The organism is Nonomuraea sp. NPDC023979 (genome assembly GCF_040639085.1).
Taxonomy (GTDB): Bacteria; Actinomycetota; Actinomycetes; order Streptosporangiales; family Streptosporangiaceae; genus Nonomuraea; species Nonomuraea ceibae.
Window position 1 is genome coordinate 19,457 of the sequence record NZ_JBEZZG010000038.1, and the last position, 24,060, is coordinate 43,516.

Below are 24,060 nucleotides of genomic sequence, written 5' to 3' on the forward strand. Positions count from 1 at the left end.
CGAGAGGACGGCCCTCCGGCCATCGGAGGGATGTCAGTTCACGCAGTCCTGGCTCTTGAGGGCGAGGCCGAGCTGCTCGACCTTGTTCTGCCGGTTGAGGCCGAAGTAGTAGTGCGCCTTGCGGTTGCCGGGCACGGTGGCGTAGTAGCCGCTCGGTTCCTCCTTGACGCCGGGGTAGGCCTTCTTGATCTGGCGGAGGGTCGAGCCGGCGCCGATGCCCTTGGGGGTGCGCACCCCGGCCGGCGCGAAGATGACGGCGACGCCGCGCTTCTTGGAGAGGTAGAGCCCCACCTCGTCGCGAGCGTTGCGGTGGGCCTTGTAGTCCCAGCCGGAGCAGTAGCCGCGCCACTTGAGCACGATCTTGCCGGTGGCCTTGGCCTGCTTGGCCGTCATCCCCAGCTTGACGCCGCCGTAGCCGTACGGGCCGAAAGTGCCCGACGGAGCGGTAACGGCTCCTGCCGGGCTCGCGATCACCAGCGTCGCGCCGGCGACCGCCAGCGCCGCAACCAGTGGAGTCATCTTCATCCTCATCGCCCCGTTTCTTCAGTGGTTCGTGGAAATCCCTCCTTTTGATGCCGCTCACGGGTGGTTGGTTCGCCACCAGTTGATCTCAGTGGCGACGACCGGCACGGCGGCGAGGGCCGGCACAGGTGGGCGCGATGCGCCGCCGAGACCTGCCGGGTACGCCGCTCGGCCGCGGTCACCGCGCTGCGGATCGCGCGCAACAGCATGGTACGTTCGAAGACTTTGTCCGTATCGAAAGGCACGTCATGGACTCTCTCTCCCTGCACAACCGTTTCCTGAGCGACGCGCTCCCCCGGATTCGGCAAGATCCGAGAGTGGCCGGTGTCGCCGTCGCGGGGTCGATCGCCAAGGGGCACCCCGACGTCTATTCCGATGTCGATCTCATCGTGGTCATCGACGACGAGGCGTTCGACCGGGTCATGGAGGAGCGTCTTGAGCTGATCGGCTCGTGGGCAGCCCTGGTGGCGGGGTTCACCGGGGAGCACGTCGGCGAACCGCGTCTGATCATCACGCTCGTCGGGCCGCCCCTTCTCCATGTCGACTTCAAGTTCGTGCGGGCGTCCGACTTCGCCGAGCGGATCGAGGACCCGGACGTTCTCTGGGATCGGGACGGCAGCCTGGCCGCCTCCCTGGCGGAGCATCCGCCGGCGGACTCGTCGCTCGACCTCCAGTGGATCGAGGACCGGTTCTGGGTCTGGGTGCACTACGGCGCGACGAAACTCGGCCGTGGCGAACTGTTCGAGGTCATCGGCTTCCTCAGCTACCTGCGCGAGGCCGTGCTGGGTCCGCTGGCCGCCCGGCGGGTGGGTGCGTCACCCCGGGGTGTCCGCCACCTCGAATCCATCGCACCGGACGAGGCGCGTGCCCTTCAGGCCACCCTCTGCGGCTACGACCGCATTGACGCCGGCCGGGCTCTGCTCGCCTGCGTCGATCTCTACCGGCAGTGGCTCGACAACGCGGCGGCGGGGCTCGTACCCCGTCGCCACGCCGAAAAGCTCGCCGTCCAGTACCTCCACGACGTCATCGCCCAGGTGAGCTGACCAGCCACGCAGGCGGTTCGGCGCGGTCAGGGCCGATGATCACACCCAGCGCCCCCTGCGCGCCGGTGCCTCACCCGAGGGAGATCAGTGCTCTTGACAAGGAGCACTCCAAAACGAGAGCATTGCTCTCACAACAGGGCACTGCTCTCCGAGGAGAGCACGCTCGAGTGACCGTCAACGTTGGGAAGCCCATGAAGCTCGCACCGCACCTGCACCGCCTCGGCAATGATGTCGTGGCGTGCTACCTCGTCGACACCGACGAGGGCATCACCCTGATCGACGCGGGGCTGCCCGGCCACTGGCGGGAGCTCCAGCGCGAACTACGCTCCCTCGGCAAGTCCGTCGACGACATCCGCGGACTGGTGCTGACCCACGGCGACTCCGACCACATCGGGTTCGCCGAGCGCCTGCGCAGCGAACACGGCGTCCCCGTGTTCGTGCATGCCGCCGACGCGGCCCGCACCCGTACGGGAGAAAAGCCCAAGACCGCGTGGGGCCCCATGCGTCTCGGCCCGACGCTCGGCTTCTTCGGTTACGCCATCCGCAAGAACGGCCTGCGCACCCGCTACGTCAGCGAGGTCACCACGATCGCCGACGGCGACGTCCTGGACCTGCCCGGCAACCCGGTGATCGTGGGCATGCCGGGGCACTCCCCGGGAAGCGTGGCGGTGCACGTCCCGATCGCCGACGCGCTCTTCGTCGGCGACGCCCTGACCACGCGGCACGTCCTCACCGGACGCGGCGGCCCGCAGCCCGCGCCGTTCACCGACGACCCGGCCGAAGCGCTCTCTTCCCTCGACCGGATCTCCGGCCTGCCGGCGTCCTGGGTTCTCCCCGGCCACGGCGCTCCCTGGCGCATCTCGCCGGCCGGAGTGCGCGAAGCGGTTCAGTCCGCCTAGCCAGGCGTCGCCCATGCCGCCTGACTGCTGCCTCCCGTCGCCAAGCCGCTCCTCACCCAGTACATTTTCCCTTATCGGGTTCGAATTCGGTGTCTCCTTTCCTCTGGGTGTGGACGGGACGGTGGCATGGATTTCCAGCTTGCCGTGGTCGCCGACCATGTCGTCTGCGTGACCAGCATTCTCATGCTCGTCCTCTCGGGGGCGGTCCTCGCCTTCTCCGCATTCAAACGCGACGCTGCGGAAAACGCCGGGAAGAGACGGCATGTGTTGTCCGCCGGCGCCCTCACCCTCCTGGGCAGCCTTCTGGCCGGCGCCACGTGCCTGCCGACGTGGTTCGGCGTTTCCTACGAGGATTCCAGCAAGGTCATGCAAGCGATCGGCGGCGTCGCGGCGCTGGTGGGCGCGACGATGGCCAACAAGTCGCTGCCCGGTTTCATGCGCTTCATCCGTCCCGCGCTCCGGCTCCTCCAGGCCCTGGGAGCGCTCGTCCTCTTTCTCGCCGTGATCATGGGCATAGCCACGATCCCCCGGGCGGCCACCGGGTACATGGACATCGAATACCTGAAGGGCGACAAACCGGCCAAAACTCGCGAATGCGGGCCTATTTTGGGCTTCGCCTATTGCACCGACCACTACACTCTGCGACTCCCCAGCCGCTCCCAAATGGACACGACATACCGGGTCAACTGCCTGGCCTACTGCGGCGGAAACACCGTCATCCGCCTCCAGCTTGCCGGATGCCCGGAAGCGAAATCCAGCTACGAGATCACCGGAACCGTCCCTCCTCTCCGAGGCGAACTCAGCTCCGCCCACTCACCCCTCCAGGTCAAGACGGACGACATGTCCCCCGGTCAGGACCTCCGGATCCACCTCCGCAGAACCGACCCGGCCACCTGCCCCGCCGACCTCATCCTGACCTCCGGCAAGCTGATGTAGTCCTCACGTACGTTGGCGGGTGGCCGGGTCAGCCGTGCAGGGCGAGGTAGGGGGCGAGGGCCAGCAGGGTCACGAGCAGCGCGTACTTGAGCGTGCGGGCGGGCAGCGCCCGGGCGATCTTCCAGCCCAGCAGGACACCGGCGAGCTCGGGGACGCCGACCAGGACGGCCAGCGGCCAGTCGACGGCGTCATGGGCGAGATAGCCCGCGCTGCCCACGACGGCGATGGCGATCGACTGGGCCTGGGCGCAGGCGAGGGATTCCAGCACGGGCACGCCCAGGGCGACCAGCAGGGGGACGGTGAGCATCGGCCCGCCGACGCCGACGACGCCCGCCGCGACGGCCACGGCCAGCCCCAGTACGGCCACCGCGCCGGGTGACGGGTGCGGCCGGGTCTCCGCCGGACGGCGGCGCTCGCGCAACCACATCAGGGCCGCCACGCCCGCCACGAAGACGGCCAGCACCCCGCCGAACACCTGCCTGGACACCAGCGTGTTGATGAGCACACCGAAGGGGGCGCCGGCCAGGGCGGCCGCCGCGAGGATCAGCGCCGTGCGCCGGGTGCGGGGGTCCCGGAGCTGCCCGGAGCGGGTGTAGGCGGCGGTGGCCAGCACCCCGGTGGCGACGTGGGTGACCATGGCGGTGCCGGCCACCTGGGCCGGCGCCAGATCGGTCAGGGCGAACAGGGCGATGGTCGGCAGCACCCCGCCGGGCCCCACGGCGGTGATCCCCACCCCGCCGACCAGCCCGGCCAGGCCGAGCGCGACCAGCACCGGCAGGCTCAGCCCGGCCATCACCGACCGCCCCGGACGTGGGGCCGGCACGGCAGCGTGGAACACGGCACGGACAAGACGATCTCCAGGAAGAAGCGGGGTGGTCAGGCCGTGGCCGGTGGCAGGCCGCGGTGCAGCGTCGCGCGCAGGGTCATGCGGTCCGCGCGGATGCGGATGGACTCGGCGTCGACGGCGCGGCCGTCGGCCAGCCGGGTCAGCCGTTCCAGGGCGAACACCGCCGCCCCGGCCGTGATGCCCAGCAGCGCCGCGGTGTCCGGGTCGGCGCACACGGCGTGGACCGCGACGTCGGCGCGGCCCAGCCTGCTGCCGGTGGTCTCCTCGATCAGGCCGAACACGTCCCGGCGCACCAGATCACCGGCGAGCACCGCGGCGCCGACGTCGGCGGTGAGATAGCTGGTGTCCAGCGACAGCGGCAGGCCGTCCAGCCACCGCACGCGCTCCAGGCGCACCCCGCCCGCCTCGGCGGGCACCTCCAGGCGGGCGGCGACGGCGTCCGGCAGGATCGCCACCTTCTCGGCCACCCGCACCTCGTTGGTCACCGTGCCGTGGCCGGCCAGCGTCTCGGCCAGGCCCGCCAGCCGATCCAGCCCGTGCCCGTACTTGGGCATCACCACGGTGGTGCCCACCCCGCGCCGTCGCGTGATCAGGCCCTCCTGCCGGAGCAGGCCGAGCGCTTCACGAACCGCGTTGCGGGAGGCTCCCAGCTGCCTGCCGAGGGTTCGCTCGTCCGGCAGCGCGCCGCCGAAGCGGTCCTCCGTGATCTGCTGCCGCAGCACGTCGGCCACCCGCCGGGCGCGCTCGGCCCGGGGCCGCGACGACCCCCACTCCGCGGCCGGGGCACCGGCCGCCTTCCCGCTGCGGTCCATGCCGACCACGCTAACCGCCGCCCGTTACGCCAGTGTTACGCCACCCGCGCCGACCAGCGCGAACGCCTCACCAGCCGGTTCGGCGGCGGCCCGGCACGCTCCGCCACCCGCCCCGCCTGCTCGTAGCTCCGATGCCCGGTCGCCGGGTCCACGGCCGGCGATGGCCGGCTACTCCGGATGCCGGATCAGGCGGACGTAGGTCCGATCGTCGAAGCTGTCCGCACCAGGCCGGACCGCTTTGGTCGCCGGGTGCTCGTCGATCCGCAGCGGGTCGGTGGCCACGGACGCCGCCAGCCGGCGCTCGGCCGCGGCGAGGCTGGGTTCGGCGCTCAGGTAGCCGTCCGAGGCCAGCACCACCTGGTCGACGCCGTCCAGGGGGAAGATGTCGATGAACCGCTCGGGCACCTGCCGCCCGTCCAGCACCCCGTACCCGTAGGGGCCTGCCCGGTTGGCCAGGATGCTCTGCCGCCGCAGGAGCGGCAGGATCAGAGCCCGGCCGGGATCTTCGGCCGCCAGCGTGCTGACGTCACCGTCGCCGGCCAGCAGGCAGTGCAGGAAGGCCGCCCTGGCTTGCGCGAGCACCCGGTCCAGGAGTTTGTCCCCGTCATGCTGCTCCCAGCGTGATGCCGGCCCGAGCTCCGCTCCACCGTCCGGCCTGGGCGCGTCCTCCTCCGCGCTGCGGGCCAGCGCGACATGGACGTCACCCACCCGCCACACCACCTCCTGCTGCGGCAGCATGACCGCGGCCACCGCGCAGGGCGCGACCAGGTCGTCGTTCGCGATCCCCCACCGGGCGCGTAAGCGGGCCAGATCGGCGGTGATCTCCCGCACCGCCCGTTCCGGTCCGGCATCCTCCGGCAGACGGGCCAAGGTTCCGGCCACCTGCTCGGCGGCACGAGCTCCCCCGCTCAGCCCGCCGTAGTCCCGTCCGCTCTTGTCCGTCGCCCCGTCGACGACCGCCACGCAGCGCAGCGCACCGTGCCTGTCGTGCAGGACCACCAGCCGGTCCTCCCCTGCCCCGCCTTGCCGATCCTTGGGGACACAGTGCCGCTCGGCCACGCTCCAGGTCCGCATCTGCGCCGTCCCTCCCCCACCGGACTTTCGCCACAACCCTGGCATGACGGTCACGGTCCTGCGATGCGCGCATTTGAGCACATCCGAAATGCCCTCGCTAATACTCCAAGAGTCACAACGATTTACGGACGGCGCAAAACTGCACAAATCGCGCGAGGAGCGCGGTGGTCGGCTCGGGTTACGCTGACACCCGGACACTTCCTGGGGAGAGCTGAAATGTCATCCTTCACGAATAGTGCGACGGCGTTATCGTGGGTCTGATCCCCCCGCGCCCTTTTCAGAGCGTCGTGGTCTGCGGTGTCGCGGGAGTCGCCGGCGTGGTCTGCCTCGCCGAGGTCGCAGGCCGGCTCGGCCTGGTGTCCCCCCTGCAGTTCCCGCTCGCCTCGACGATTCTCGTCACCGCCGCCGCGCTGGCCGGCGACGCCGGCTTCCTCGCCGACGTCCTGGCCACCTTCACCGGCTGGGCGCTGGGGCTGCTGGCCGCCGTGGCCCTCGCCGTCCCCGCCGGAGTGCTGCTCGGCAGCCTCCCGCCGCTCGAACGGGCGCTGCGTCCCGTGATCGAGTTCCTGCGGCCGATCCCGTCGGTGGCGCTCATCCCGCTGGCCGCCTTCGTCTTCGCCGACCGCCTGGAGATGAAGGTGGCGATGATCGTGTACGCGTCGGCCTGGCCGATCCTCCTCAACACCCTCTACGGCCTGCGTGAGACCGACCCGGTCGCCAAGGACACGATGCGGGCCTTCGGGTTCGGCCCGCTGTCGGTGCTGTGGCGGGTCAGCCTGCCCAGCGCGGCGCCGTTCATCGCGACCGGGATCCGGGTGGCGGCGGCGATCGCCCTCATCCTGGCGGTGAGCACCGAGCTGCTGGCCGGCGGCACACGCGGCGTCGGCCATTTCATCATCCTGGCCGAGAGCAGCCCGGACGGCCTGCGGCTGACCATCGCCGCCACCATCTGGGCCGGAGCGCTGGGCCTGCTCACCAACGGGCTGCTCGTCCTCGCCTCCCGGCGTCTGCTGCCCTGGCACACCGCAGCGAGGGCAGAGCGATGATCAGAGCGCTGCTCACCGCCCTGGCTCGGCTGTGGCTCGTCCCGGTCATCCTGGGCGTCTGGGAACTGACCACCCGGCTCATGCGGCACCCGTACTTCCCGCCGCCCACGGCGATCGCGCAGCGCATGCGGGAGCTGTGGTTCGACGGCCCTCCCAGCAGGCTCTGGCTCAGCGCCATGGCTCTGGACAACGCTCCGCACAGCCTCTCCAGGCTGCTGGCCGGATGGGCGCTGGCCGGGATCATCGGCGTCCTCGCCGGGATCGCGCTCGGCCGGTCGCCGCTGCTGTCCAGGTTTCTCGACCCGATCATCCAGTTCGGCCGCGCGCTGCCGCCACCGGCTCTGCTGCCCATGTTCCTGGCCCTGTTCTCCACGGGCACCCGCATGCAGATCGCGACCATCACCTGCGGCATCATCTGGCCGGTCCTGATCAACGCCGCCGACGGCGCCCGCAACGTCGACCCGCTCCACCTGGACTCCGCCCAGGTCTTCAAGCTGTCCCGGACGCAGCGGCTGCTGCGGGTCCTGCTGCCCTCGGCGGCACCCAAGATTCTCGCCGGGTTACGCGTCAGCCTGTCGCTCGCGCTCATCCTCATGGTGATCGCCGAGTTCTTCAGCACCGAGGGCATCGGCTTCCAGCTGCGTGCCGCGCAGCGCGCCTTCGACCTGCCGGGCATGTGGGCCGCCATCGTCCTGCTCGGCGTCCTGGGCTATCTGCTCAACCAGGCCTTCCTCCTGCTGGAACGCCGGGCCTTGAGCCGGCACCCCGCGCACACCACCACCTGACCGGCACCCCGCCACGTCCGCCGACACAATAATCGTCGCCGAAATCGTGTCGCGAAAAGACGACCCGAATGGCAAAGTCGCCCAATGGAACTGCTGGCCGTCTGACGTTTTCCCCTTTCTTTGGAGCGTTCATGTCCGGACCCAAAAGCTGTCGCATGCGCATTCGCGCGCTCTTACTCACCGTCATCGCCGTGGTTGCCGCAGGCTGCGGCGGTGACCCGACCACCGGAAAGGCCGGGCTGGAGAAGAGCACCATCACCCTCGGCATGCTCCCCCTGCCGGAAGTCGCCCCCATCCAGATCGGCATCGACAAGGGCTACTTCGAAGCGCAGGGCCTCACCGTCAAGGTCGAGATCATCCAGGGCGGCGCGGCCGCGATGCCGGACCTGCTCAGCGGCAAGCTGGACGTCCTGCACAGCAACTACGTCTCGGCGATGCTCGCCGCCGGCCTCGGCGTGGCCAAGCCCAAGGTCATCGGCGAGGCCTACGTCGCCCAGGACGGCAACTTCGTCCTCATGACCAAGCGCGACTCCCCCATCACGACGCTGGCCCACCTCAAGGGGAAGAAGGTCGGCGTCAACACCCTCAACAACGTCGCCACCCTCGCCGTCAGCGCACTGCTGAAGACTGCCGGGCTGGCACCGGACGACGTCAAGTTCGTCGAGCAGCCCTTCCCGCAGATGGCCGGCGCGCTCGACAGCGGGCTCGTGGACGCCGCCGTCCTGCCCGAGCCCTTCTGGCAGACGGCGGCCAAGGACAGCGGTGCCCGCCAGTTGTCGGAGCTGTTCACCGCGGCGACGGCCAAGTGGCCGATGGCCGGCTACGTGGTCACCGACCAGTTCGCCCAGCAGCACCCCAAGACCGTCGCGGCCTTCCAGCGCGGCCTGCAGCAGGCCACGACCACGGCCATCTCGAACTCCGCCGACGCGAAGGCCGCCATCCTCAAGTACACCAAGATCGACAAGGCGACGGCCGACCTCATGCGCCTCGGCGGCTACTCCACCTCGGTCGACAAGGGCCGGCTCCAGCGGGTGGCCGACCTCATGCTCGAGTTCGGCTACCTGAAGGAGAAGCTCGACGTCTCCTCCTTGCTCCTGACGGCAGGCACGTCATGAGCACCACCCCACCACCCACGCCTCACCCGCGGGAGGCCGAGCCATGCGCGTGAAGATCGCCGGCGCCGGGATAGCCGGGCTGAGCACGGCCCTGAGCCTGCACGCCGCCGGGATCACCGACGTGGTCGTCCACGAAGCCGTCGAGGACATCCAGCCGCTGGGCGTGGGCATCAACATCCTGCCGCACGCCGTTCGCGAGCTCATCGAACTCGGCCTGGGCGATCGCCTGGCGGAGATCGGCGTCGAGACGGCCGACCTGACCTTCATCAACCGGTACGGCCAGCGCATCTGGAGCGAGCCACGCGGACGGCAGGCCGGCTACGCCTGGCCGCAGTACTCCATCCACCGCGGCCGCCTGCAGCTCATGCTCCTGCGAGCGGTCCGCGAACGCCTGGGCGCCGGCGCCGTCGTCACCGGCTCCCCCGTGACGGGACTCCACCATGACGCCGACCTGCTCGTGGGCGCCGACGGCATCCGTTCCAGCGTGCGGCAGGCCCTGTTCCCCGGCGAGGGCGAACCTCTGTGGGGCGGGCACGTGCTGTGGCGCGGCACCACCTACCGGGCCCCGTTCATGACCGGCCGATCCATGATCATGGCCGGTCACGGGGCGACGAAGATCGTCATCTACCCGGTCGCGCCCGACGAGGACGGGAACCAGCTGATCAACTGGGCCGTCCAGCACCAGGCCCCCGAATCGACCCCGCGCGGCGACTGGAACCAGCCCGTCAGCGTGGACAAGGTCCTCCCCCACGTCCAGGACTGGCACTGCGACGAGCTCGACATCAGCGAGCTCGTCGCCGCGGCGACGAAGGTGTACGAGTACCCGCTGGTGGACCGCGACCCGCTGCCCCACTGGTCGACCGGCGACGTCACCCTGATCGGCGATGCCGCTCACCCGATGTATCCCACCGGGTCCAACGGCGGCACCCAGGCCGTCATCGACGCCCGGGTGCTCGCCTACGCCCTGGCCACCGGCCGGGGCCTGAAGTTCTACGAGGACGAGCGCCGCCCTGTCACGAACCGCATCGTGCTGGCCAACCGCCAGGACGGCCCCGAGATCATCCTGCGCCTGGCCCACGAGCGCGCCCCCCACGGGTTCGCCGACATCGAAGCGGTTCTGCCCCTCACCGAACGCGAGGAGATCGCCCTGCACTACAAACGGCTGGCCGGCTTCGAACCCGCCACCCTGAACGCGCGCCGCAGCTGGTCCGCGGAGCCTCCGCCCCTGCCACGGCACCGGCGTACGACCTGAGGCGTACCGGCGGCCGAACCCCGTATGGCCTGAGGGGGACGCGCGGGCGCCGGTGCGACTCCTAACGTCGGCGCCATGAAGGTTCCTACGCTGCTGAACGGCCGCGTGTGGCCGCCGGTCCTGTTCTTGGTGGTGTCCGCGCCGCTGCTGGCCGAGGTGCTCAGTGGGGCCACCTCGCTGATCGGCTTCCTGGCGCCGGGCACGTTCGCCGCCTACGTCCTCGTCCTGTACGGGATACCGGTGCTGGTGATCCGGGAGGTCGCCGTCCGCGCCCGGATCGGCCTGCTCGGGCTGTTCTGCCTCGGCCTGGTGTACGGGCTCTACAACGAGGGCCTGCTCACGGAGTCGCTGTACCACCCGCTGGGCGTCCAGGACGACACCTGGGCGGCGTACGGCCTGGTGGCCGGGCTGCGGATCCCGTGGCTCGTGTTCATCGTGCCGTGGCACGGGCTCTTCTCCGTGCTGACCCCGATCCTGCTGACCGAGCACGTGTTCACCCGGCAGGCGGGACGCCCGTGGCTGCCGCTGCCGGTCACGTGGGTGCTGGGCGTCCTCGTCGCCGCCCTGGGGGCCGGGCGGTTCCTGATCATCGGCGAGGACGTGCGCACCCAGCCGGCCTCGACGTTCGCCGTTCACGCCGTGGTGGTGCTGGGGGCGGCGGTGGCGCTGTGCTCGGTGGCGGCGGTCGCGCGCCGATCGGCGCGGCCGGACCCGGTCGCGGGGGCCGGCCGGCCGTGGTGGGCGGCCGGACTCGGCGCGGTCGTGTTCGTGGCGCTGTTCCTCGTCCTGCAACTGCTGGCTCTCTCGCGGGTGCCGTGGCCGTGCCTGCCGGCGTACTGTGCCGTGGTCGGCGGTGGCGTGCTGTGGTCGGCGGTCCGGCGTGGGCCGATCGGGCCGCGCGACGCGGTGGCGTTCGTGCTCGGCGCCGGGCTGGCACAGGCGGCGCTGGCCGTGCTGTTCGGCGCACTCACCGGAAACCCGCTGTGGGCGGCCGCGGGGGCGTTGTTCGGGGCCGCGTTCGTGGTGCTGCTCGCACGGGTCCGCCGGGCCGGCCCCTGACCGGGTGGTGGCCGGAGGGTCAGCGGCGCATCCTCACCAAGCCGGGCCATCAGGGGCGCCGGACTGCTGGAGCCGTACCGGCCCGGGCCCGCTGCCCTGGAGGGCGTCGTCGGGGTTGAGGAGCAGGCAGGCCCTCATGGACAAGCAGCCGCAGCCGATGCACCCGGTGAGCTCGTGCTCAAGGCGTTCGAGAGCCCGGCGGCGTTCCTCCAGTTGCTTCTTCCACACCCGGGAGACCCGCTGCCAGTCCCTGTGGGTGGGGGCGCGGTCGGCAGGCAGGGTGGCGAAGACGTCGGCGACGTCCGACAGCGGGATGCCCAGCCGCTTGGCCACGATGATCAGCGATATCCGGCGCAGCATGTGGCGGGAGAAGATCCGCTGGTTGCCGGTGCCGCGTTCGCTGAAGATCAGCCCCTTGCGCTCGTAGAAGCGCAGCGCGGAGGCGGGCACGCCGGTCCGGCGCATGACCTCGCCGATGGTGAGGGGATCGTCCGGACTGGCGCGCACGGCGTCTCTCCTTCGAGGGAGGGGTGATCAGGCGTGATGGTGCGAGCGTGGGGCGCTGAGGAGCAGCACCCCCACGACGATCGACAGGACGAGACTGAGCAGGGCGACGCCGAGCTGGGTCACCTGCCAGGCCCAGGTGAACGCGTCCAGTTGCGCGGCCGCCCCGGCTCCGCCGGTCAGGCGTCCGGCGCTGACCGCGGCGGCGTCGCCGGCGTCGCCGAGCCTGACCATCAGGAGGCCGGCGAGCGAGGCGCCGAACGCGGCGATCACGAGCGCCTCGGCCGCTCCGCGCAGGGTGTTGAGGAATCCCGTGGCCATGCCGACGATGTCCGCTGGGACCAGGGCCATGGCCTGGCCGTCGGTGATGCCGAAGGAGGCCCCCATGCCGATGCCGATCATCAGCAGCGGCGCCGCGACGGCCGTGACCGTGTCGTCGGCGTTCAGCCCGGTGAGCAGCAGGTTCCCGGCCACGACCAGCACCAGCGCCACCATGATGAGGAGGCGGGCGGCGACCCCTCTGTTCACCAGGGTCACCGCGACCATGGGCGTGAACAGGACGGGAGCCGTCAGCAGCAGCATGACCACTCCTGCGGCTGCCGGGGAGAACCCGCCCGTCGCCTGGAGGTAAGTGGGCAGGAAGACCAGGACGCCGAGGAACCCGATCGAGGTGGTCAGCGTCGCGAGGCTCCAGCCCAGGAAGCCGCGGTTGGCCACCAGCGATGGGGCCAGCACCGGTGCGGCGCTACGCCGCTGACCGGCGCTGAAGATCGCCAACGTGGCCAGGCCGGTGATCCCGGTGACCAGGATGACCGGGTGGGTCCAGCCGAGTGCGGGCGCCTCCAGAAGCGTGAACATGAGCAGGGCCAGCGCGGCGACGAACAGCGCGTTGCCCGCCCGGTCGATCGGGCCGGCGCTGTCGGCCCGTGACTCGCGGGTACGGGTCGAGCCGAGGGCGATCAGCAGGCCGATCGCCGTGAAGATCGCGAAGCTGCCCCGCCATCCGGTGGCGGTGATCAGGAAGCCCGTCAGGGTGGGGCCGATGGCGATGCCGATCCCGGCCATGGTCCCCATCAGCGCGAAGGCGCGGTTACGGGCGGCACCGTCGTAGCTGGAGGCGAGGATGGCGCCGCCGGCCGCCATGATCCCGGCCCCGCCCGCGCCGGAGACGATCCGGGCGAGGTCGGTGACGACGATCGCCGGGCTCAGCGCCGTCACGAGGAACCCGGCCGCGAAGACCAGCGCCGCGACGAGGAACACCCGGCGGCGGCCCACGCGGTCGGCGGCCGAGCCCGCGACGAGGGTCATCGCGGCGAAGGCGAGGTTGTATCCGGCGACGACCCAGTTCAACGCCGATCCGGAGGCATCGAGATCACGTCCCATGCTCGGCAGCGCGACCGCGGTTCCCGAGATGGACATCGCCACCAGGACGACGCCGGCGAGGACTACGGGAAGTGTCAGCGGTGACGGCCGGTCCCTGACGGCCGAAGCGGGGGACGCGTCTGTGGTGGGGTCCATGCTGCTCGCTCTCCCTGGTCTTGGGTCGGAGGGCGAACAGCCCATCAGTTCAACCGAAGTTGAGGTCAACTCCCCTGGTCAGCCGTCGGCCGCCCCGGCGCGACGTGGTCGATGTCGGGGACCCAGTGGCGCGGGTCGGCCGGGTCGGGCAGGCGGGCGGGCCGGAGCTGGGCGAGCAGGGAGCGCAGGAGCGGGCGGGGGTTGCGCCGGTGCCAGACCACCGACCACGGCAGCAGAGGCGTCGGCTCGACGATCGGGATCCGGCGCAGCCCGCTCGCGGCGGCGTCGATGCTCATCTCGCCCAGCCCGACGGCGCTCTTCTCCTCCAGGAACTGCTCCACCAGGTGCTGCACGCCGATCGCGGGCACGTTGAAGCGCAGCGGCACGCCGAGCCTGGCGGCGAGGCGTTCCAGGTAGCCGCGCCACTCCTCGGCGCCCGCCGGGTCCGGCATGGCGATGCCGCCCGCCCGCAGGTCCGCCGGGCGCAGCTCGCTCCGTCCCGCGAGCGCGTGGTCCTCCGGTACGAACGCGGCCAGCGGCTCCACGCGCACGAGCCGGTACGCCAGCTCCGGCGGCCACGGCCCGGGCAGGTCTTGCACCCGCCCGAAGGCCGCGTCGATCTCCTGCCTGCGCAGCGCGGGCAGCGCGACCGCCAGCCCCTGCCGCATGCTGAGCTCCACCCGCAGCCGGGGGTCGCGCTCGCTGGCCTCCCGCACCAGGCGCAGCGGCGTGAAGCGCTCGTCGTAGATGTCCACCCGGACCGGGTCGGCGGCCTCGCGGACCGCCTCGACGGCCCGGTCGAAGGCCGCCACCGCCTCGGCCGCCGCAGGCAGGAAGCTCCGCCCCGCGTCCGTCAGGCGGATGGACCGGGTGGTCCGCTCGAACAGGGCGGCGCCCAGCCCCTCCTCCAGTCTGCGGATGCGCTTCGACAGCGCCTGCTGCGTGACGAACAGGCGCGCTGCCGCCCTGCCGAAGTGCAGCTCTTCCGCGGTCACCACGAAGGCGCGCAGGCCGGAGATGTTCGCGTCCACGCCAGGAGCATGGATTGACAACTGGTGGTTGTCAATCCGGCGCGGATGGCTGTTGGACGCGGACGGCGCCGATCGGGTTACCTGGTCGTCGCGACGCAGGAAGGCTGCTCGCGGCGTTGGGAGGCGGAACAGTGGAGATCGTGGAGATCCGTCCGGAGCTGCACCTGCTGCGGCTTGCGTTCGGGCAGGCGTACCTGTGGAACGACGCGGGCGCGCTCACGCTGGTCGACACGGGCATCGCCACCAGCGGTGACGCGATCGCCGAGGCGATCGGCCGGCTCGGCCTGCGTACGGACGCCGTACGCCGGGTCGTGCTCACCCACTACCACGAGGACCACTGCGGCGGCGCGGCGGCGGTCGCGGCGTGGGGCGAGGTGGAGGTGCTGGCCCACCGGGCGGAGGCGCCGGTGATCAGGGGCGAGGTGCCCGCGCCGCCGCCGAACTTCACCGACGAGGAGCGGGCGCTGCACCGCAGCCTCGGCGCCCACCTGCTGCCGCCGGCCCCGCCGTGCCGGGTGGATCGGGAGCTGGAGGACGGCGACCTGATCGCGTTCGGCGGCGGCGCCCGCGTGATCGCCACCCCCGGGCACACCGCCGGCAGCATCGCCGTGCACCTGCCCCGGGCGGGGGTGCTGTTCACCGGCGACACCGTGGCGCACGTCGACGGGCAGGTCATGCCCGGGGTGTTCAACATGGACCGCCACGAGATGCTCCGCTCGTTCCGGCGGCTCGCGGACCTCGACGCGGAGGTGGCCTGCGTGGGGCACGGCGCCCCCGTCACGGACGCGCGGGCCGCGCTCGGGAAGGCGGCCCTGTCAGCGCACTAGCGGTGGCGGGTCACACCGCCAGGTAGCCGCCGTCCACGGGGACGACCGCGCCGGTGACGTACGAGGCCGCCGCCGAGCACAGGAACGCCACCACCGAGGCGACCTCACCCGGCCGCCCGAGGCGCCCGGCCGGGATGCGGGCCAGGACCTGCGCCGTGGCCCGGGGGTCGTCGAGGACGCCCCGGGCCAGCGGGGTGATCACGAAGCCGGGGGCGACGGCGTTGACCCTGATGCCGTCGGAGGCGTACTCGGCCGCCAGCGACCTGGTGAGCTGGGAGACCCCGCCCTTGCTCGCGCTGTAGGCGGGCCGGTCCCGGCTTCCGAAGAAGGCGAACATGGACGAGACGTTCACGATGGCGCCGCCGCTCCCGGCCAGGGACGGGCGGGCGGCCTCGCAGGCGACCATGGTGGCGGTGAGGTTGATCTCGATGACCCGCTGCCAGCGGGCCAGGTCGTACTCCTCGCGGTCGTGGCTGACGCCCGCGCAGTTCACCAGGACGTCCAGCGGCCCGCCCGTGGACAGCAGCCCGCTCAGCCCGGCGCGGTCCAGCACGTCGTGCTCCACGACGCGGACGCGCGGGTGGGCGGGCAGGTCGGCGGGGTCGGCGGGCGGCAGTCCGAGCGCGATCACCTCGGCGCCCTGCTCGGCGAGGAGCACGGCCGTGGCCGCGCCGATCCCCGAGGTGCCCCCGGTCACGAACGCCCGCCGCCCCGCGAACTCCCCGCTCATGTACGCCGCTCCTCAGGTCGTGCCCTCAACGTCGATCCGCTCCAGTCCGCGCGGCAGCGCCTCGAATCCGTCCGTACGGTTGCCCGAATCCAATCCCGGAGGGGCCGGCGGCGTCTTTCCCCGGGGAGACCGGGCCCCTTGCACATTCCGGACATCCGCCCGGGCCCGGCGGTGGTCAGGTAGGCGGTCGGGCTGCGCTGTCGGTTTCGTTCAAGACGGCGACCGCAGCCGTGGTTTACCGTGTGGACCCGGCAGTTCGCCCGCGTATGAGGAGACAGCACAGTGCGTAAGTTGGTCTACACCGGTTTCATGTCGCTCGACGGCGTCGTGGACTCGCCCGGCGGCGGGCCGGGAGAGGAGCACCGCAGCGGCGGGTGGGTGTTCAAGGACCTCGACTTCGTCCCCGAAGCGTGGTCGCTGAAGGGTGAGGAGCTCGCCGACACGACGGCGTTGATGTTCGGTCGCCGCAGTTACGAGGCGTTCTCAGCGGTCTGGCCCGGCTCGCAGGACCACGCCGCCTACAAGGAGCTGCCCAAGTACGTGGTGTCGGCCACGCTGTCCGACGACGCGATCGTCGACGGGTGGGGGCCGACCACGATTCTGCGCTCGGCCGAGGACGTCGCCGCGCTCAAGAAGGGTGAGGGCGGCGCGATCTTCATCCACGGGAGCGCGGAGCTGGCCAGGCGGCTGTCGGACGCGGATCTGATCGACCAGTACAACCTGCTCGTGTTTCCCGTGCTGCTCGGCGCCGGGAAGAGCCTGTTCGGCCGGGCCGATCGGGACAAGAACCTGCTGACGCTGCGCGAATCGGAGAGCTACTCCAACGGGATCCTGAAGCTGGTCTACGACGTCAGGCGCTGATCCAGGTCGAGGGCGATCGCGCCGCCGGCGCCCTCGCGCAGTTGCCTGGCGGTGCGTCCGACGTAGGAGCGCAGGGCCCGGGCCAGGTGCGGCTCGTCGCAGTAGCCGAGCTTGGCGACGACGTCGGCGGCCGGGGCGCAGGCGGTCAGCAGGTGCGCCGCCGTACGGGCGCGCTCGATCTGCCGGACGGCGCCCTGCGTCAGTCCGGTCGCGGTGCGGAACCGGCGTTCGACCGTGCGCCCTGAGACGGCGGGACGGTGACCCCGCAGCACCTCGGCGCAGAGCGGGTCACGGACCACGATCCCGGCCCGGACGAGACGTCCGGCCAGAGCCTCGGCGTCGTCGGGGCCGGGCCTCTCCCAGCGCGTGCCGTCCAGCCGGAACGTCCGGCGCGAGGTGTCGGGAAGTACGATGCCGCCGTCGACCAGCGCCGGCGTGGGCACGGCCCGCAGCGAGGTGCCCACGGCGAACTCGATGCCGGTGAAGGTGGCGCCCTCCGGCACCGGCGCCGTGCCGGTCCGGGTCTCCGGACCGGTGATGCCCGCGTACGACCGGCCGGCGTGCTCCCAGAACACCAGGCCCCAGCGCGCGCCCGCTACGGACGTCATCGCGGTGACCTGCTCGCTCGTGCACGTCCACACGGTGTCGACCCATGCCGAGTCCGATTCGCGCGTCTTGAACCGCAGCCCCACGGGGGAAGGATACGTCGCCTCGCGTTCTCCGTGGTCCAGGGCCCTTCTCACCTCATGTCAGCGGGAATTCGCAGGCGGCAGTGGATATTTCCTTTCTGCACGACGACCTTCTCCGATGTCGAAGGGATATGGCGACGACGGCGGGAGTTTTACCTGAAGCTTTGCGATCGCCGGGCGCGCCGGGCGGTTTTCCGGGCATCATCACCGGTGATGCTCGCGACACGAACGGCTCGTTCACGCCGCCCGGCCACCTCCGCCGCCGGGCGACTGGCGGGGCACGCGCTGCTCGTGATCGTCATGGTCCTCGGTGCGGTGTTCGCCCACGGCGGCGCGTGCGCGGCCGTGGAGCTGTCCGAGCAGGCCGGCCACAGCGCCCACGCGGGCGTCGTCACCGCTGATCACGACGCGCACTGCCGGCATCGTCAGCTGCCGGTGGGACACCAGCACGGCACGGAGCAGAACTGCTCGGCGGTCAGTCCGGCGAGCCCACCGGCCGGCGCGCCCGCGCACTCGGCCGCCGCCGTCTCTCACCCTCCCGCTGCTGCCTCGGTCGCCGGCCCCCCAGAAGCAACAATCCGCCTTACCGCGCCCTATCGGGAAGACCTCTGCGTGATGCGCATATAGGACACGCGACGTCTTGAGTCGTCAACTGTCCGTCATTGTTCGCGGTATGTCGTGAACAATTGCCATTCACTTCGGGGATCGTACCCATGTCATCACCGGCGATTTTCGCGCGCCCGAAAGAGGCGCCGCCCATCGGATTCTCCACACTTTCTCTCTCGGTCGGAACCACCCCGCTGGCCTTCATCTCCGAGCCGTTCGTGCCGGGCGGCGGAGGGTTCTGGGCCAAGCTCGAAGGCTTCAATCCCGGCGGCATCAAGGACCGCCCCGCCCTGCACATGGTCCGCCAGGCGAGAGCACGGGGAGACCTGCGGCCGGGCGCCACCGTCATCGAGTCGACCAGCGGAACCCTCGGGCTCGGCCTCGCGCTGGCCGGCATCGTGTTCGGCCATCCGGTCGTCCTGGTGGGCGATCCCGGGATGGAGCCGCTCATGTGCCGGCTGCTCACCGCCTACGGCGTACGTCTGGAGATCGTCACCGAGCCGCACCCCGCCGGAGGATGGCAGCAGGCCCGCCGCGAACGGGTGCGGCGCCTGCTGGACGAGAATCCAGGCGCCTACTGTCCCGACCAGTACAACAACCCGGACAACGTGGACGCCTACGCCGGGCTGGCCCACGAGCTGCTGAACCAGCTGCCGCAGATCGACACGCTGGTGTGCTCGGTCGGCACCGGCGGGCACAGCGCGGGCATCTTCGGCGTCCTGCGCCGCCACTTCCCGGACCTGCGGCTCGTCGGCGTCGACACGGTGGGCTCGACCATCTTCGGCCAGCCCGCCCGGCCGCGGCTGATGCGCGGGCTCGGCTCCAGCATCCATCCGCGCAACGTCGCCTACGACGCCTTCAGCGAGATCCACTGGGTGGCCCCGGCCGAAGCGGTCTGGGCCTGCCGGACGCTGGCCGCCCAGCACTACGTCTCGGGCGGCTGGAGCACCGGCGCCGTCACGCTCGTGGCCCGCTGGCTGGCCCGCACCCAGCCCGGCCGGACCATCGTCGCCGTCCTTCCCGACGGGCCCTGGCGCTACTGGAACACCGTCTTCGACGACGCCTACGGCCAGGCTCACGGCCTGCTCGGGACCGTCCCGGCCGACGAACCGGACGTGGTGCACGCGCCGTCCGAGCGGGAGGTGCACCGCTGGACGCGCTGCACCCGCGTGACCGATCCGCTGGCGGGCACCCGATGAGGGGCATGCTGGCGGAGTTCCGCTCCTTCGACCGGCCCGTCCAGCTCCTGCAGATCAACCAGGCGGGCATCAACCTCGGCTTCTACATGCTCATGCCCTACCTCGCCCAGCATCTGTCGGCCGGCGCCGGTCTGGCCGCCTGGACGATCGGGCTCGTCCTGGGCCTGCGGAACATGAGCCAGCAGGGCCTGTTCCTGATCGGCGGCACCCTGGCGGACCGGCTCGGGCACAAACCGCTGATCATGCTGGGGTGCGGGCTGCGTACCGTCGGCTTCGCCCTGTTCGGGCTGAGCACCTCGCTGCCCTGGCTTCTCGTCGCGGCGGCTGTGACGGGGTTCGCCGGGGCGCTGTTCAACCCGGCGGCGCGCGCCTGCCTGGCGTGCGAGGCAGGTGAGCGCAAGGTGGCCGCGTTCGCCGTGTTCAACGTGTTCTACCAGGGCGGCATCCTGCTCGGCCCGCTGGTGGGCTTCGCGCTGCTGAACGCCGGATTCACCGCCGTGTGCCTGTCCGCCGCGGGGATCTTCGCGGTGCTGACCGTGCTGCAGGGCGTGTGGCTGCCGGCCCGGCGTGCGCCCGTGGCCGGACGGCCGCCGGTGCTGAGCGACTGGCGCCGGGCGTTCGGCGATCGGGCGTTCGTGTCGTTCGCCGCCGCGATGATCGCCTCGTACGCGCTGTCGTACCAGATGTATCTGGCCCTGCCGCTCGAAGTGGCCCGGCTCGGCGGCGGTGAGACGGGCGTGATGGTCCTGTACGCGCTGTCGGCACTGCTGGGCATCGCCGCTCAGGTGCGCCTGACCGCCTGGTGCTCGGCCCGCTGGCGCCGGGGGCAGGCGATCAGCCGCGGCCTGGCGCTCATGGGGGTCGCGTTCCTGTACCCGGCCATGACAGCCGGCCTGGCCCTGCCCACCGGGTGGGCGCTGCTGCCGCTGGTGGCGTGCACGCTGCTGCTCACCATCGGGACGCTGATCGCCTTCCCGTTCGAGATGGCCACCATCGCCGACATGGCGGGAGAACGGCTCGTCGGCACCTATTACGGGCTGTACAACCTGCTGTCCGGTGTGGGCATCCTGGCCGGGAACCTGGTCGCGGGCGCCCTGGTCGACGCGGGCCGCACCGTCGGGCTGGCCGGGCTGCCGTGGGTGCTGCTGGCCGCCGCGGGGTTCGCCTCCGCGGCGGCCGTCCGTCACCTGGATCGGCGCAGCCGGCTGCCGGTGGCCGGTCCGGTCGTCACCGGCTGACCGGAACCGGCCCGGGTGCCGGTCAGGTGCCGCCCGGGCCGGAGCTCCGGTTGCGGCGGCCGACGAGGAAGACCGCCGCCCCCGCGAGCAGGAGCACCACGGCGGCGATCAGCAGCCAGGTGGGCACGCCCGCGCTGTCCTCGGCGGCAGCGGGTTGCGCCTCGGCGGGGGATGGAGGGTCAACGGATGGCGCCGGCTGCGAGGGCGCGGCCGACACGTCGGAGGCGCTGGGGGTGGGGCTCTCCGTGGTCGGTGGCGCGGCGAGGGTGAAGCGCAGCTCGCCCTCGATGGGGTGGCCGTCGGAGGAGACCACCCGCCAGGCGATCCGGTACCGGCCGTCCGCGAGCTCCCCCTCGGGACGAGCGGACACCGTCGTGCCCTCCGCCCGCGGCTTGCTGATCGGTACGGGCTTGCCGCCGGGTCCTTCCAGGACGACGATCGGCATGGTCATGCGCGAGGTGAATTCGAGCTCGATCATCTCCAGGCGCTCGATCTTGGCTTTGTCGGCGGGTGAGCTGGACTTGAGCCGGTCGTGCGCCAGCGCGGCAGGCGCGGTCAGCGACAGCACCAGGGCGGCACCGGCTGCCGCGGTCACAGCCCGCCGGATGAACGTGTACAGGTGAGCCAAAAGGGACTCCGAAGGATGCGGGGCCCAGCAGCATGCCGGGCGAGGGAACGGACGCCCGCCCCGGGCACGGCGTGATCGCCGCGCGCCCGCCGGGCAGGCGTCGAGGAAATGTCAGAGATGGCCGTACGGCGTGCGTCAGCCGCAGAGCCGGAGCGCCGGAGGCCCGCGCCGGGAGACGGCACGGACCAGGGCCGCCGGGATGCGCCGGGCCGTGTCCGGCCAGGCCGGCGTGAGGCGGGGACGCATGGTGACCGGCGGACCGGCCGGCATGGCGAGCGCCGCCATGAGCAGGCGCCAATACCTGGTCATCCCGACGGCGGCCAGGTGCAGGACAGCCGCCAGCGCGCTCTCGCCGCGCGCCAGCCAGCAGCTCGAGGCGAGGGCGACCGCGACGTGGATCAGCAGCATGCCGAACCCGGTGCCGTGGTCGTGGCCGCTCTGCGGAATCGCCTGCATGGCCGAGGCGGTCTGCTCACCGGCGGCGAACAGCTGGTGCAGTCCCCACTGGGAGGCTCCGCACAGGGCCAGCAGCGTCGGCCGGCCACGCTGGCGCGAACCCAGTGCGTAGGCGCTCGCCCAGGTCGCCGCCACGGCGACGACGAGCGCGCCCGGCCTGATCGAGGTGCCGCCGACCAGCATGTGCAGGGCGGCCGAGGCCAGCACGCAGATGGCGGTGAAGGCCGCGGCGCGCAGCGCGCGGACCGCGGGACGCCCGATCCGCACCCCGGCATGCACGCCGCCATCCTGCCAGACCAGATCGTCGCCGGCGCCTTACGGATTCTCCTGGAACTTCTACCCACGAGGAGCACGGGGCCGTGTGGGCGGCCTATCGCCCGGAACTCCTGCAGGATCAGCTCGACGTTCTGCATGATCAGGTCGAGAACCGTACCTCCGCCGCGCTCTCGCCCTGGACGGGCCTCGCATGGGAGAACGTGCGGGAATACGCGACACAGGATGTCGTGATTCGCTGCGAGGCTTTCCCGCAACCCACGCATTCGGAGGATCATCACATGGGATCTCAGCTCAACCCTTGCCTCGCCTTCAACGGGAACGCCCGGCAGGCGATGGAGTTCTACCGGGACGTCCTGGGCGGTGAGCTGGAGATGGGCACGTACGCCGACTTCGGCTCCTCGGACGCGCCCGCCGACCAGATCATGCACGCCACACTCCGCACCCCGGACGGCTACACGCTGATGGGCTGGGACGTCCGGGACGGGATGCTCCACACTCCCGGCAACAGCGTCGCGGTCTTCCTCGGTGGCGACGACGCCGTGCTTCGCGACCGCTTCGAGCGGCTGTCCGCCGGTGGCACCGTGACGTTGCCGCTGGAGAAGCAGTTGTGGGGCGACGAGGCCGGCTCGCTCGTGGACCGGTTCGGCATCACCTGGATGGTCAACATCACCCAGCGGCCCTGATCGCCCGGGGAAGCGGCCCGCACTGGTCAGTCGCGCAAACGGCTGAGTGCCTGGGGGGACAGGTGCCGGGCGAGCTCCTCCAGGAGGGCGACGACCTCGGCGACCCGGTGCGGGTCGTCGCTGCCCAGCGCTCTGGCCAAGGCCGCGTCGATGGCGGTCGAGCGGACCTGCTCCACGCGGCTGGAGAGCTCCGGGGCGGGCCGGACGCGGAGTCGCCGGCGGTCGCGGGCGTCGGGCTCCGTGACGACGGCGCCCGCCTCCCGGAGCCGGGCGACCGCCGCCGACACGGCGCTCTGCGGCAGGCCGGTGCGGGTGACGATCTCGCTGATCGCGCTGCCGGGGTGCGCGCGGATGTCGCTGACCACGATCAGCACGCTCCGGGTGCTCCCGGGCTGGTCGCCCAGCCCTTCGGTGGGCAGGGCCTCTTCGCCGATCTTCATCAGGGTGCGTCCCAGCAGGAACAGGTCCACTCCGTTCACGTGACCGAGATTACATCAAAAACGATGCATCAGTTTTGATGTATCAATAATGATGGAATATGGTGATCGCGAGCCACGGCGAAAGGACCCTCCCATGACCACGACAACCGGCTACCTGCCCGTCCCGGGCGCCGGCCTCTACTACGAGATGCGCGGCAACGGCCCCACGCTGCTGATCGCCCAGAGCGGCGAGGGCGACGCCGGACGCAGCGCCGATCTGGTCGACCAGCTCGCCGACGCCTACACCGTGATCACCTACGACCGGCGCGGCCTGTCCCGCAGCACCCTGGACGACCCCGGCAACGGTGTGACGATGGCCGAGCACGCCGACGACGTCCACCGGCTGCTGGCCGCGCTCACCGACGAGCCGGCGGCCATGCTCGGCTGCAGCCTGGGCGCGGTCATCGGCCTTCACCTGGCCGTCCAGCACCCCGGCCAACTCAGCACCCTCATCGCGCACGAGCCGGTCGCGCCTCGCCTGCTGCCCGCCCCGGGCCGCGCCCGCCATGAGGCCGAGCTGGCCGAGATCCAGCAGCTCTACCGCGAGGAAGGGCTGCCGCCGGCGCTCAAGGCGGTCGCCGAGGTCCTGGGCATCGACCCGGCCCATCCCGATGCGGAGCCCGGCCTGACGCCGCAGCCCATGACCTCGGGGCGGATCGCCAACTTCGGCTTCTTCATCGAGCACGACTTCACCGCCGTCATCGACGACACCCTGCCGGTCGGCGAGCTGGCGCACACCCCTGCCCGCATCGTCCCCGCCGTCGGCCGCACCACCCCGCGCACGGTCTTCGACTATCGCTGCGCGCAGGAGCTGGCCACGCTGCTCGGCGCCGAGGTCATCGAGTTCCCCGGCGGCCACAACGGCAACACCACCCACCCGCGCGCCTACGCCGCCCAGCTCCGGCGCGTTCTGCAGAACGCCTGACTCCTCCGCTTTCACCGAGC

27 protein-coding genes are annotated in these 24,060 nt (G+C 71.5%); 14 read left to right on the plus strand and 13 right to left on the minus strand.

The annotated features are described in order from the left end of the window. Positions 1 to 33 precede the first annotated feature (33 nt). Positions 34 to 519 carry a hypothetical protein gene (locus AB0G11_RS41250; protein WP_246647028.1) on the minus strand — a complete coding sequence of 162 codons (486 nt, stop codon included), beginning with the start codon at positions 517 to 519 and terminating at the stop codon, positions 34 to 36. 140 nt (positions 520 to 659) lie between these two features. Between AB0G11_RS41250 and AB0G11_RS41255 the strand changes: the two genes are divergently transcribed. The 3 genes from AB0G11_RS41255 (at position 660) to AB0G11_RS41265 (ending at position 3,400) form a co-directional block, all read left to right on the plus strand. Beyond that, positions 660 to 1,565, plus strand: coding sequence for a nucleotidyltransferase domain-containing protein (locus AB0G11_RS41255; protein ID WP_357592231.1), 906 nt, complete (start codon positions 660 to 662; stop codon positions 1,563 to 1,565). Positions 1,566 to 1,756: 191 nt separating this feature from the next. Then, the gene (locus AB0G11_RS41260; protein WP_357592233.1) at positions 1,757 to 2,464 is read left to right on the plus strand and encodes an MBL fold metallo-hydrolase; all 708 of its coding nucleotides are present in this window, start codon (positions 1,757 to 1,759) and stop codon (positions 2,462 to 2,464) included. A gap of 126 nt (positions 2,465 to 2,590) precedes the next feature. After that, positions 2,591 to 3,400 (plus strand): hypothetical protein, encoded by an 810-nt coding sequence (locus AB0G11_RS41265; protein ID WP_357592235.1) that lies wholly within the window; start codon positions 2,591 to 2,593, stop codon positions 3,398 to 3,400. A 28-nt stretch (positions 3,401 to 3,428) separates the two neighbouring features. Here the strand turns inward: AB0G11_RS41265 and AB0G11_RS41270 are convergent, their stop codons facing one another. The 3 genes from AB0G11_RS41270 to AB0G11_RS41280 form a co-directional block, all read right to left on the minus strand. Further along, positions 3,429 to 4,223, minus strand: a complete 795-nt coding sequence (locus AB0G11_RS41270) for a sulfite exporter TauE/SafE family protein (RefSeq protein WP_357592237.1) — start codon at positions 4,221 to 4,223, stop codon at positions 3,429 to 3,431. Positions 4,224 to 4,276: 53 nt separating this feature from the next. Continuing rightward, positions 4,277 to 5,059 (minus strand): GntR family transcriptional regulator, encoded by a 783-nt coding sequence (locus tag AB0G11_RS41275; protein ID WP_357592239.1) that lies wholly within the window; start codon positions 5,057 to 5,059, stop codon positions 4,277 to 4,279. A 168-nt stretch (positions 5,060 to 5,227) separates the two neighbouring features. After that, on the minus strand, positions 5,228 to 6,133 hold the full coding sequence (locus AB0G11_RS41280) for a hypothetical protein (RefSeq protein WP_357592241.1): 906 nt from the start codon (positions 6,131 to 6,133) through the stop codon (positions 5,228 to 5,230). Between the two features lie 251 nt (positions 6,134 to 6,384). Between AB0G11_RS41280 and AB0G11_RS41285 the strand changes: the two genes are divergently transcribed. From AB0G11_RS41285 to AB0G11_RS41305, 5 genes are all read left to right on the plus strand, one after another. Continuing rightward, positions 6,385 to 7,179, plus strand: coding sequence for an ABC transporter permease subunit (locus tag AB0G11_RS41285; protein ID WP_357592243.1), 795 nt, complete (start codon positions 6,385 to 6,387; stop codon positions 7,177 to 7,179). Further along, the gene (locus AB0G11_RS41290) at positions 7,176 to 7,964 is read left to right on the plus strand and encodes an ABC transporter permease (RefSeq protein WP_219518765.1); all 789 of its coding nucleotides are present in this window, start codon (positions 7,176 to 7,178) and stop codon (positions 7,962 to 7,964) included. Before AB0G11_RS41285 ends, AB0G11_RS41290 begins: the two co-directional genes overlap by 4 nt. Before the next feature lie 155 nt (positions 7,965 to 8,119). Beyond that, positions 8,120 to 9,079 (plus strand): ABC transporter substrate-binding protein, encoded by a 960-nt coding sequence (locus tag AB0G11_RS41295; protein ID WP_357592245.1) that lies wholly within the window; start codon positions 8,120 to 8,122, stop codon positions 9,077 to 9,079. 43 nt (positions 9,080 to 9,122) lie between these two features. Continuing rightward, positions 9,123 to 10,331, plus strand: a complete 1,209-nt coding sequence (locus AB0G11_RS41300) for a flavin-dependent oxidoreductase (RefSeq protein WP_357592247.1) — start codon at positions 9,123 to 9,125, stop codon at positions 10,329 to 10,331. Positions 10,332 to 10,406: 75 nt separating this feature from the next. Beyond that, positions 10,407 to 11,390, plus strand: coding sequence for a hypothetical protein (locus AB0G11_RS41305; RefSeq protein WP_357592249.1), 984 nt, complete (start codon positions 10,407 to 10,409; stop codon positions 11,388 to 11,390). Positions 11,391 to 11,423: 33 nt separating this feature from the next. Here AB0G11_RS41305 and soxR read toward each other — a convergent pair whose 3' ends face one another. The 3 genes from soxR to AB0G11_RS41320 form a co-directional block, all read right to left on the minus strand. After that, the gene (gene soxR / locus AB0G11_RS41310; RefSeq protein WP_308126238.1) at positions 11,424 to 11,897 is read right to left on the minus strand and encodes a redox-sensitive transcriptional activator SoxR; all 474 of its coding nucleotides are present in this window, start codon (positions 11,895 to 11,897) and stop codon (positions 11,424 to 11,426) included. Between the two features lie 27 nt (positions 11,898 to 11,924). Further along, on the minus strand, positions 11,925 to 13,412 hold the full coding sequence (locus AB0G11_RS41315; RefSeq protein ID WP_357592251.1) for an MFS transporter: 1,488 nt from the start codon (positions 13,410 to 13,412) through the stop codon (positions 11,925 to 11,927). 65 nt (positions 13,413 to 13,477) lie between these two features. Continuing rightward, entirely contained in the window at positions 13,478 to 14,443 is a 966-nt protein-coding gene (locus AB0G11_RS41320) for a LysR family transcriptional regulator (protein WP_357592253.1), read from the minus strand. Positions 14,444 to 14,583: 140 nt separating this feature from the next. On the opposite strand from AB0G11_RS41320, the gene AB0G11_RS41325 reads away from it, so the two are divergent. Continuing rightward, positions 14,584 to 15,270 (plus strand): MBL fold metallo-hydrolase, encoded by a 687-nt coding sequence (locus AB0G11_RS41325; protein ID WP_308126237.1) that lies wholly within the window; start codon positions 14,584 to 14,586, stop codon positions 15,268 to 15,270. Between the two features lie 10 nt (positions 15,271 to 15,280). On the opposite strand, the gene AB0G11_RS41330 is transcribed toward AB0G11_RS41325, so the two are convergent. Continuing rightward, positions 15,281 to 16,000 carry an SDR family NAD(P)-dependent oxidoreductase gene (locus tag AB0G11_RS41330; protein WP_357592255.1) on the minus strand — a complete coding sequence of 240 codons (720 nt, stop codon included), beginning with the start codon at positions 15,998 to 16,000 and terminating at the stop codon, positions 15,281 to 15,283. 282 nt (positions 16,001 to 16,282) lie between these two features. On the opposite strand from AB0G11_RS41330, the gene AB0G11_RS41335 reads away from it, so the two are divergent. Beyond that, positions 16,283 to 16,861: a dihydrofolate reductase family protein gene (locus AB0G11_RS41335; protein WP_219517019.1), complete on the plus strand. Its 579-nt coding sequence runs from the start codon at positions 16,283 to 16,285 to the stop codon at positions 16,859 to 16,861. Here the strand turns inward: AB0G11_RS41335 and AB0G11_RS41340 are convergent. Beyond that, on the minus strand, positions 16,843 to 17,553 hold the full coding sequence (locus AB0G11_RS41340; RefSeq protein ID WP_357592257.1) for a helix-turn-helix domain-containing protein: 711 nt from the start codon (positions 17,551 to 17,553) through the stop codon (positions 16,843 to 16,845). The genes AB0G11_RS41335 and AB0G11_RS41340 overlap by 19 nt on opposite strands. A 234-nt stretch (positions 17,554 to 17,787) precedes the next feature. Next, positions 17,788 to 17,964 (minus strand): hypothetical protein, encoded by a 177-nt coding sequence (locus tag AB0G11_RS41345; protein WP_357592259.1) that lies wholly within the window; start codon positions 17,962 to 17,964, stop codon positions 17,788 to 17,790. Positions 17,965 to 18,263: 299 nt separating this feature from the next. Here AB0G11_RS41345 and AB0G11_RS41350 point away from each other — a divergent pair, with 299 nt between their 5' ends. Then, positions 18,264 to 19,355 carry a PLP-dependent cysteine synthase family protein gene (locus AB0G11_RS41350; RefSeq protein ID WP_357592261.1) on the plus strand — a complete coding sequence of 364 codons (1,092 nt, stop codon included), beginning with the start codon at positions 18,264 to 18,266 and terminating at the stop codon, positions 19,353 to 19,355. Between the two features lie 5 nt (positions 19,356 to 19,360). Beyond that, positions 19,361 to 20,593: an MFS transporter gene (locus AB0G11_RS41355; RefSeq protein ID WP_357592263.1), complete on the plus strand. Its 1,233-nt coding sequence runs from the start codon at positions 19,361 to 19,363 to the stop codon at positions 20,591 to 20,593. 22 nt (positions 20,594 to 20,615) lie between these two features. On the opposite strand, the gene AB0G11_RS41360 is transcribed toward AB0G11_RS41355, so the two are convergent. Together AB0G11_RS41360 and AB0G11_RS41365 are read right to left on the minus strand one after the other, a co-directional pair. Continuing rightward, positions 20,616 to 21,188, minus strand: coding sequence for a copper resistance protein CopC (locus AB0G11_RS41360; RefSeq protein WP_357592265.1), 573 nt, complete (start codon positions 21,186 to 21,188; stop codon positions 20,616 to 20,618). Positions 21,189 to 21,356: 168 nt separating this feature from the next. Then, on the minus strand, positions 21,357 to 21,956 hold the full coding sequence (locus AB0G11_RS41365; RefSeq protein WP_357592267.1) for a hypothetical protein: 600 nt from the start codon (positions 21,954 to 21,956) through the stop codon (positions 21,357 to 21,359). Between the two features lie 275 nt (positions 21,957 to 22,231). Between AB0G11_RS41365 and AB0G11_RS41370 the strand changes: the two genes are divergently transcribed. After that, positions 22,232 to 22,636 (plus strand): VOC family protein, encoded by a 405-nt coding sequence (locus AB0G11_RS41370; RefSeq protein WP_357592268.1) that lies wholly within the window; start codon positions 22,232 to 22,234, stop codon positions 22,634 to 22,636. Between the two features lie 26 nt (positions 22,637 to 22,662). Here AB0G11_RS41370 and AB0G11_RS41375 read toward each other — a convergent pair whose 3' ends face one another. After that, positions 22,663 to 23,115 (minus strand): helix-turn-helix domain-containing protein, encoded by a 453-nt coding sequence (locus tag AB0G11_RS41375; protein ID WP_357592270.1) that lies wholly within the window; start codon positions 23,113 to 23,115, stop codon positions 22,663 to 22,665. Positions 23,116 to 23,209: 94 nt separating this feature from the next. Here AB0G11_RS41375 and AB0G11_RS41380 point away from each other — a divergent pair, with 94 nt between their 5' ends. Beyond that, positions 23,210 to 24,040: an alpha/beta hydrolase gene (locus AB0G11_RS41380; protein WP_219516963.1), complete on the plus strand. Its 831-nt coding sequence runs from the start codon at positions 23,210 to 23,212 to the stop codon at positions 24,038 to 24,040. Positions 24,041 to 24,060: the final 20 nt, after the last annotated feature.

Coding starts and splice junctions, on each gene's coding strand:
- AB0G11_RS41295 (WP_357592245.1), top strand. CDS start 8,120: ATGCGCATTCGCGCGCTCTTACTCACCGTCATCGCCGTGGTTGCCGCA.
- AB0G11_RS41275 (WP_357592239.1), bottom strand. CDS start 5,059: ATGGACCGCAGCGGGAAGGCGGCCGGTGCCCCGGCCGCGGAGTGGGGG.
- AB0G11_RS41255 (WP_357592231.1), top strand. CDS start 660: ATGCGCCGCCGAGACCTGCCGGGTACGCCGCTCGGCCGCGGTCACCGC.
- AB0G11_RS41265 (WP_357592235.1), top strand. CDS start 2,591: ATGGATTTCCAGCTTGCCGTGGTCGCCGACCATGTCGTCTGCGTGACC.
- AB0G11_RS41260 (WP_357592233.1), top strand. CDS start 1,757: ATGAAGCTCGCACCGCACCTGCACCGCCTCGGCAATGATGTCGTGGCG.
- AB0G11_RS41250 (WP_246647028.1), bottom strand. CDS start 519: ATGACTCCACTGGTTGCGGCGCTGGCGGTCGCCGGCGCGACGCTGGTG.
- AB0G11_RS41300 (WP_357592247.1), top strand. CDS start 9,123: ATGCGCGTGAAGATCGCCGGCGCCGGGATAGCCGGGCTGAGCACGGCC.
- AB0G11_RS41280 (WP_357592241.1), bottom strand. CDS start 6,133: ATGCGGACCTGGAGCGTGGCCGAGCGGCACTGTGTCCCCAAGGATCGG.
- AB0G11_RS41355 (WP_357592263.1), top strand. CDS start 19,361: ATGCTGGCGGAGTTCCGCTCCTTCGACCGGCCCGTCCAGCTCCTGCAG.
- AB0G11_RS41315 (WP_357592251.1), bottom strand. CDS start 13,412: ATGGACCCCACCACAGACGCGTCCCCCGCTTCGGCCGTCAGGGACCGG.
- AB0G11_RS41380 (WP_219516963.1), top strand. CDS start 23,210: ATGACCACGACAACCGGCTACCTGCCCGTCCCGGGCGCCGGCCTCTAC.
- AB0G11_RS41370 (WP_357592268.1), top strand. CDS start 22,232: ATGGGATCTCAGCTCAACCCTTGCCTCGCCTTCAACGGGAACGCCCGG.
- AB0G11_RS41290 (WP_219518765.1), top strand. CDS start 7,176: ATGATCAGAGCGCTGCTCACCGCCCTGGCTCGGCTGTGGCTCGTCCCG.
- AB0G11_RS41305 (WP_357592249.1), top strand. CDS start 10,407: ATGAAGGTTCCTACGCTGCTGAACGGCCGCGTGTGGCCGCCGGTCCTG.
- AB0G11_RS41350 (WP_357592261.1), top strand. CDS start 18,264: ATGTCATCACCGGCGATTTTCGCGCGCCCGAAAGAGGCGCCGCCCATC.
- AB0G11_RS41330 (WP_357592255.1), bottom strand. CDS start 16,000: ATGAGCGGGGAGTTCGCGGGGCGGCGGGCGTTCGTGACCGGGGGCACC.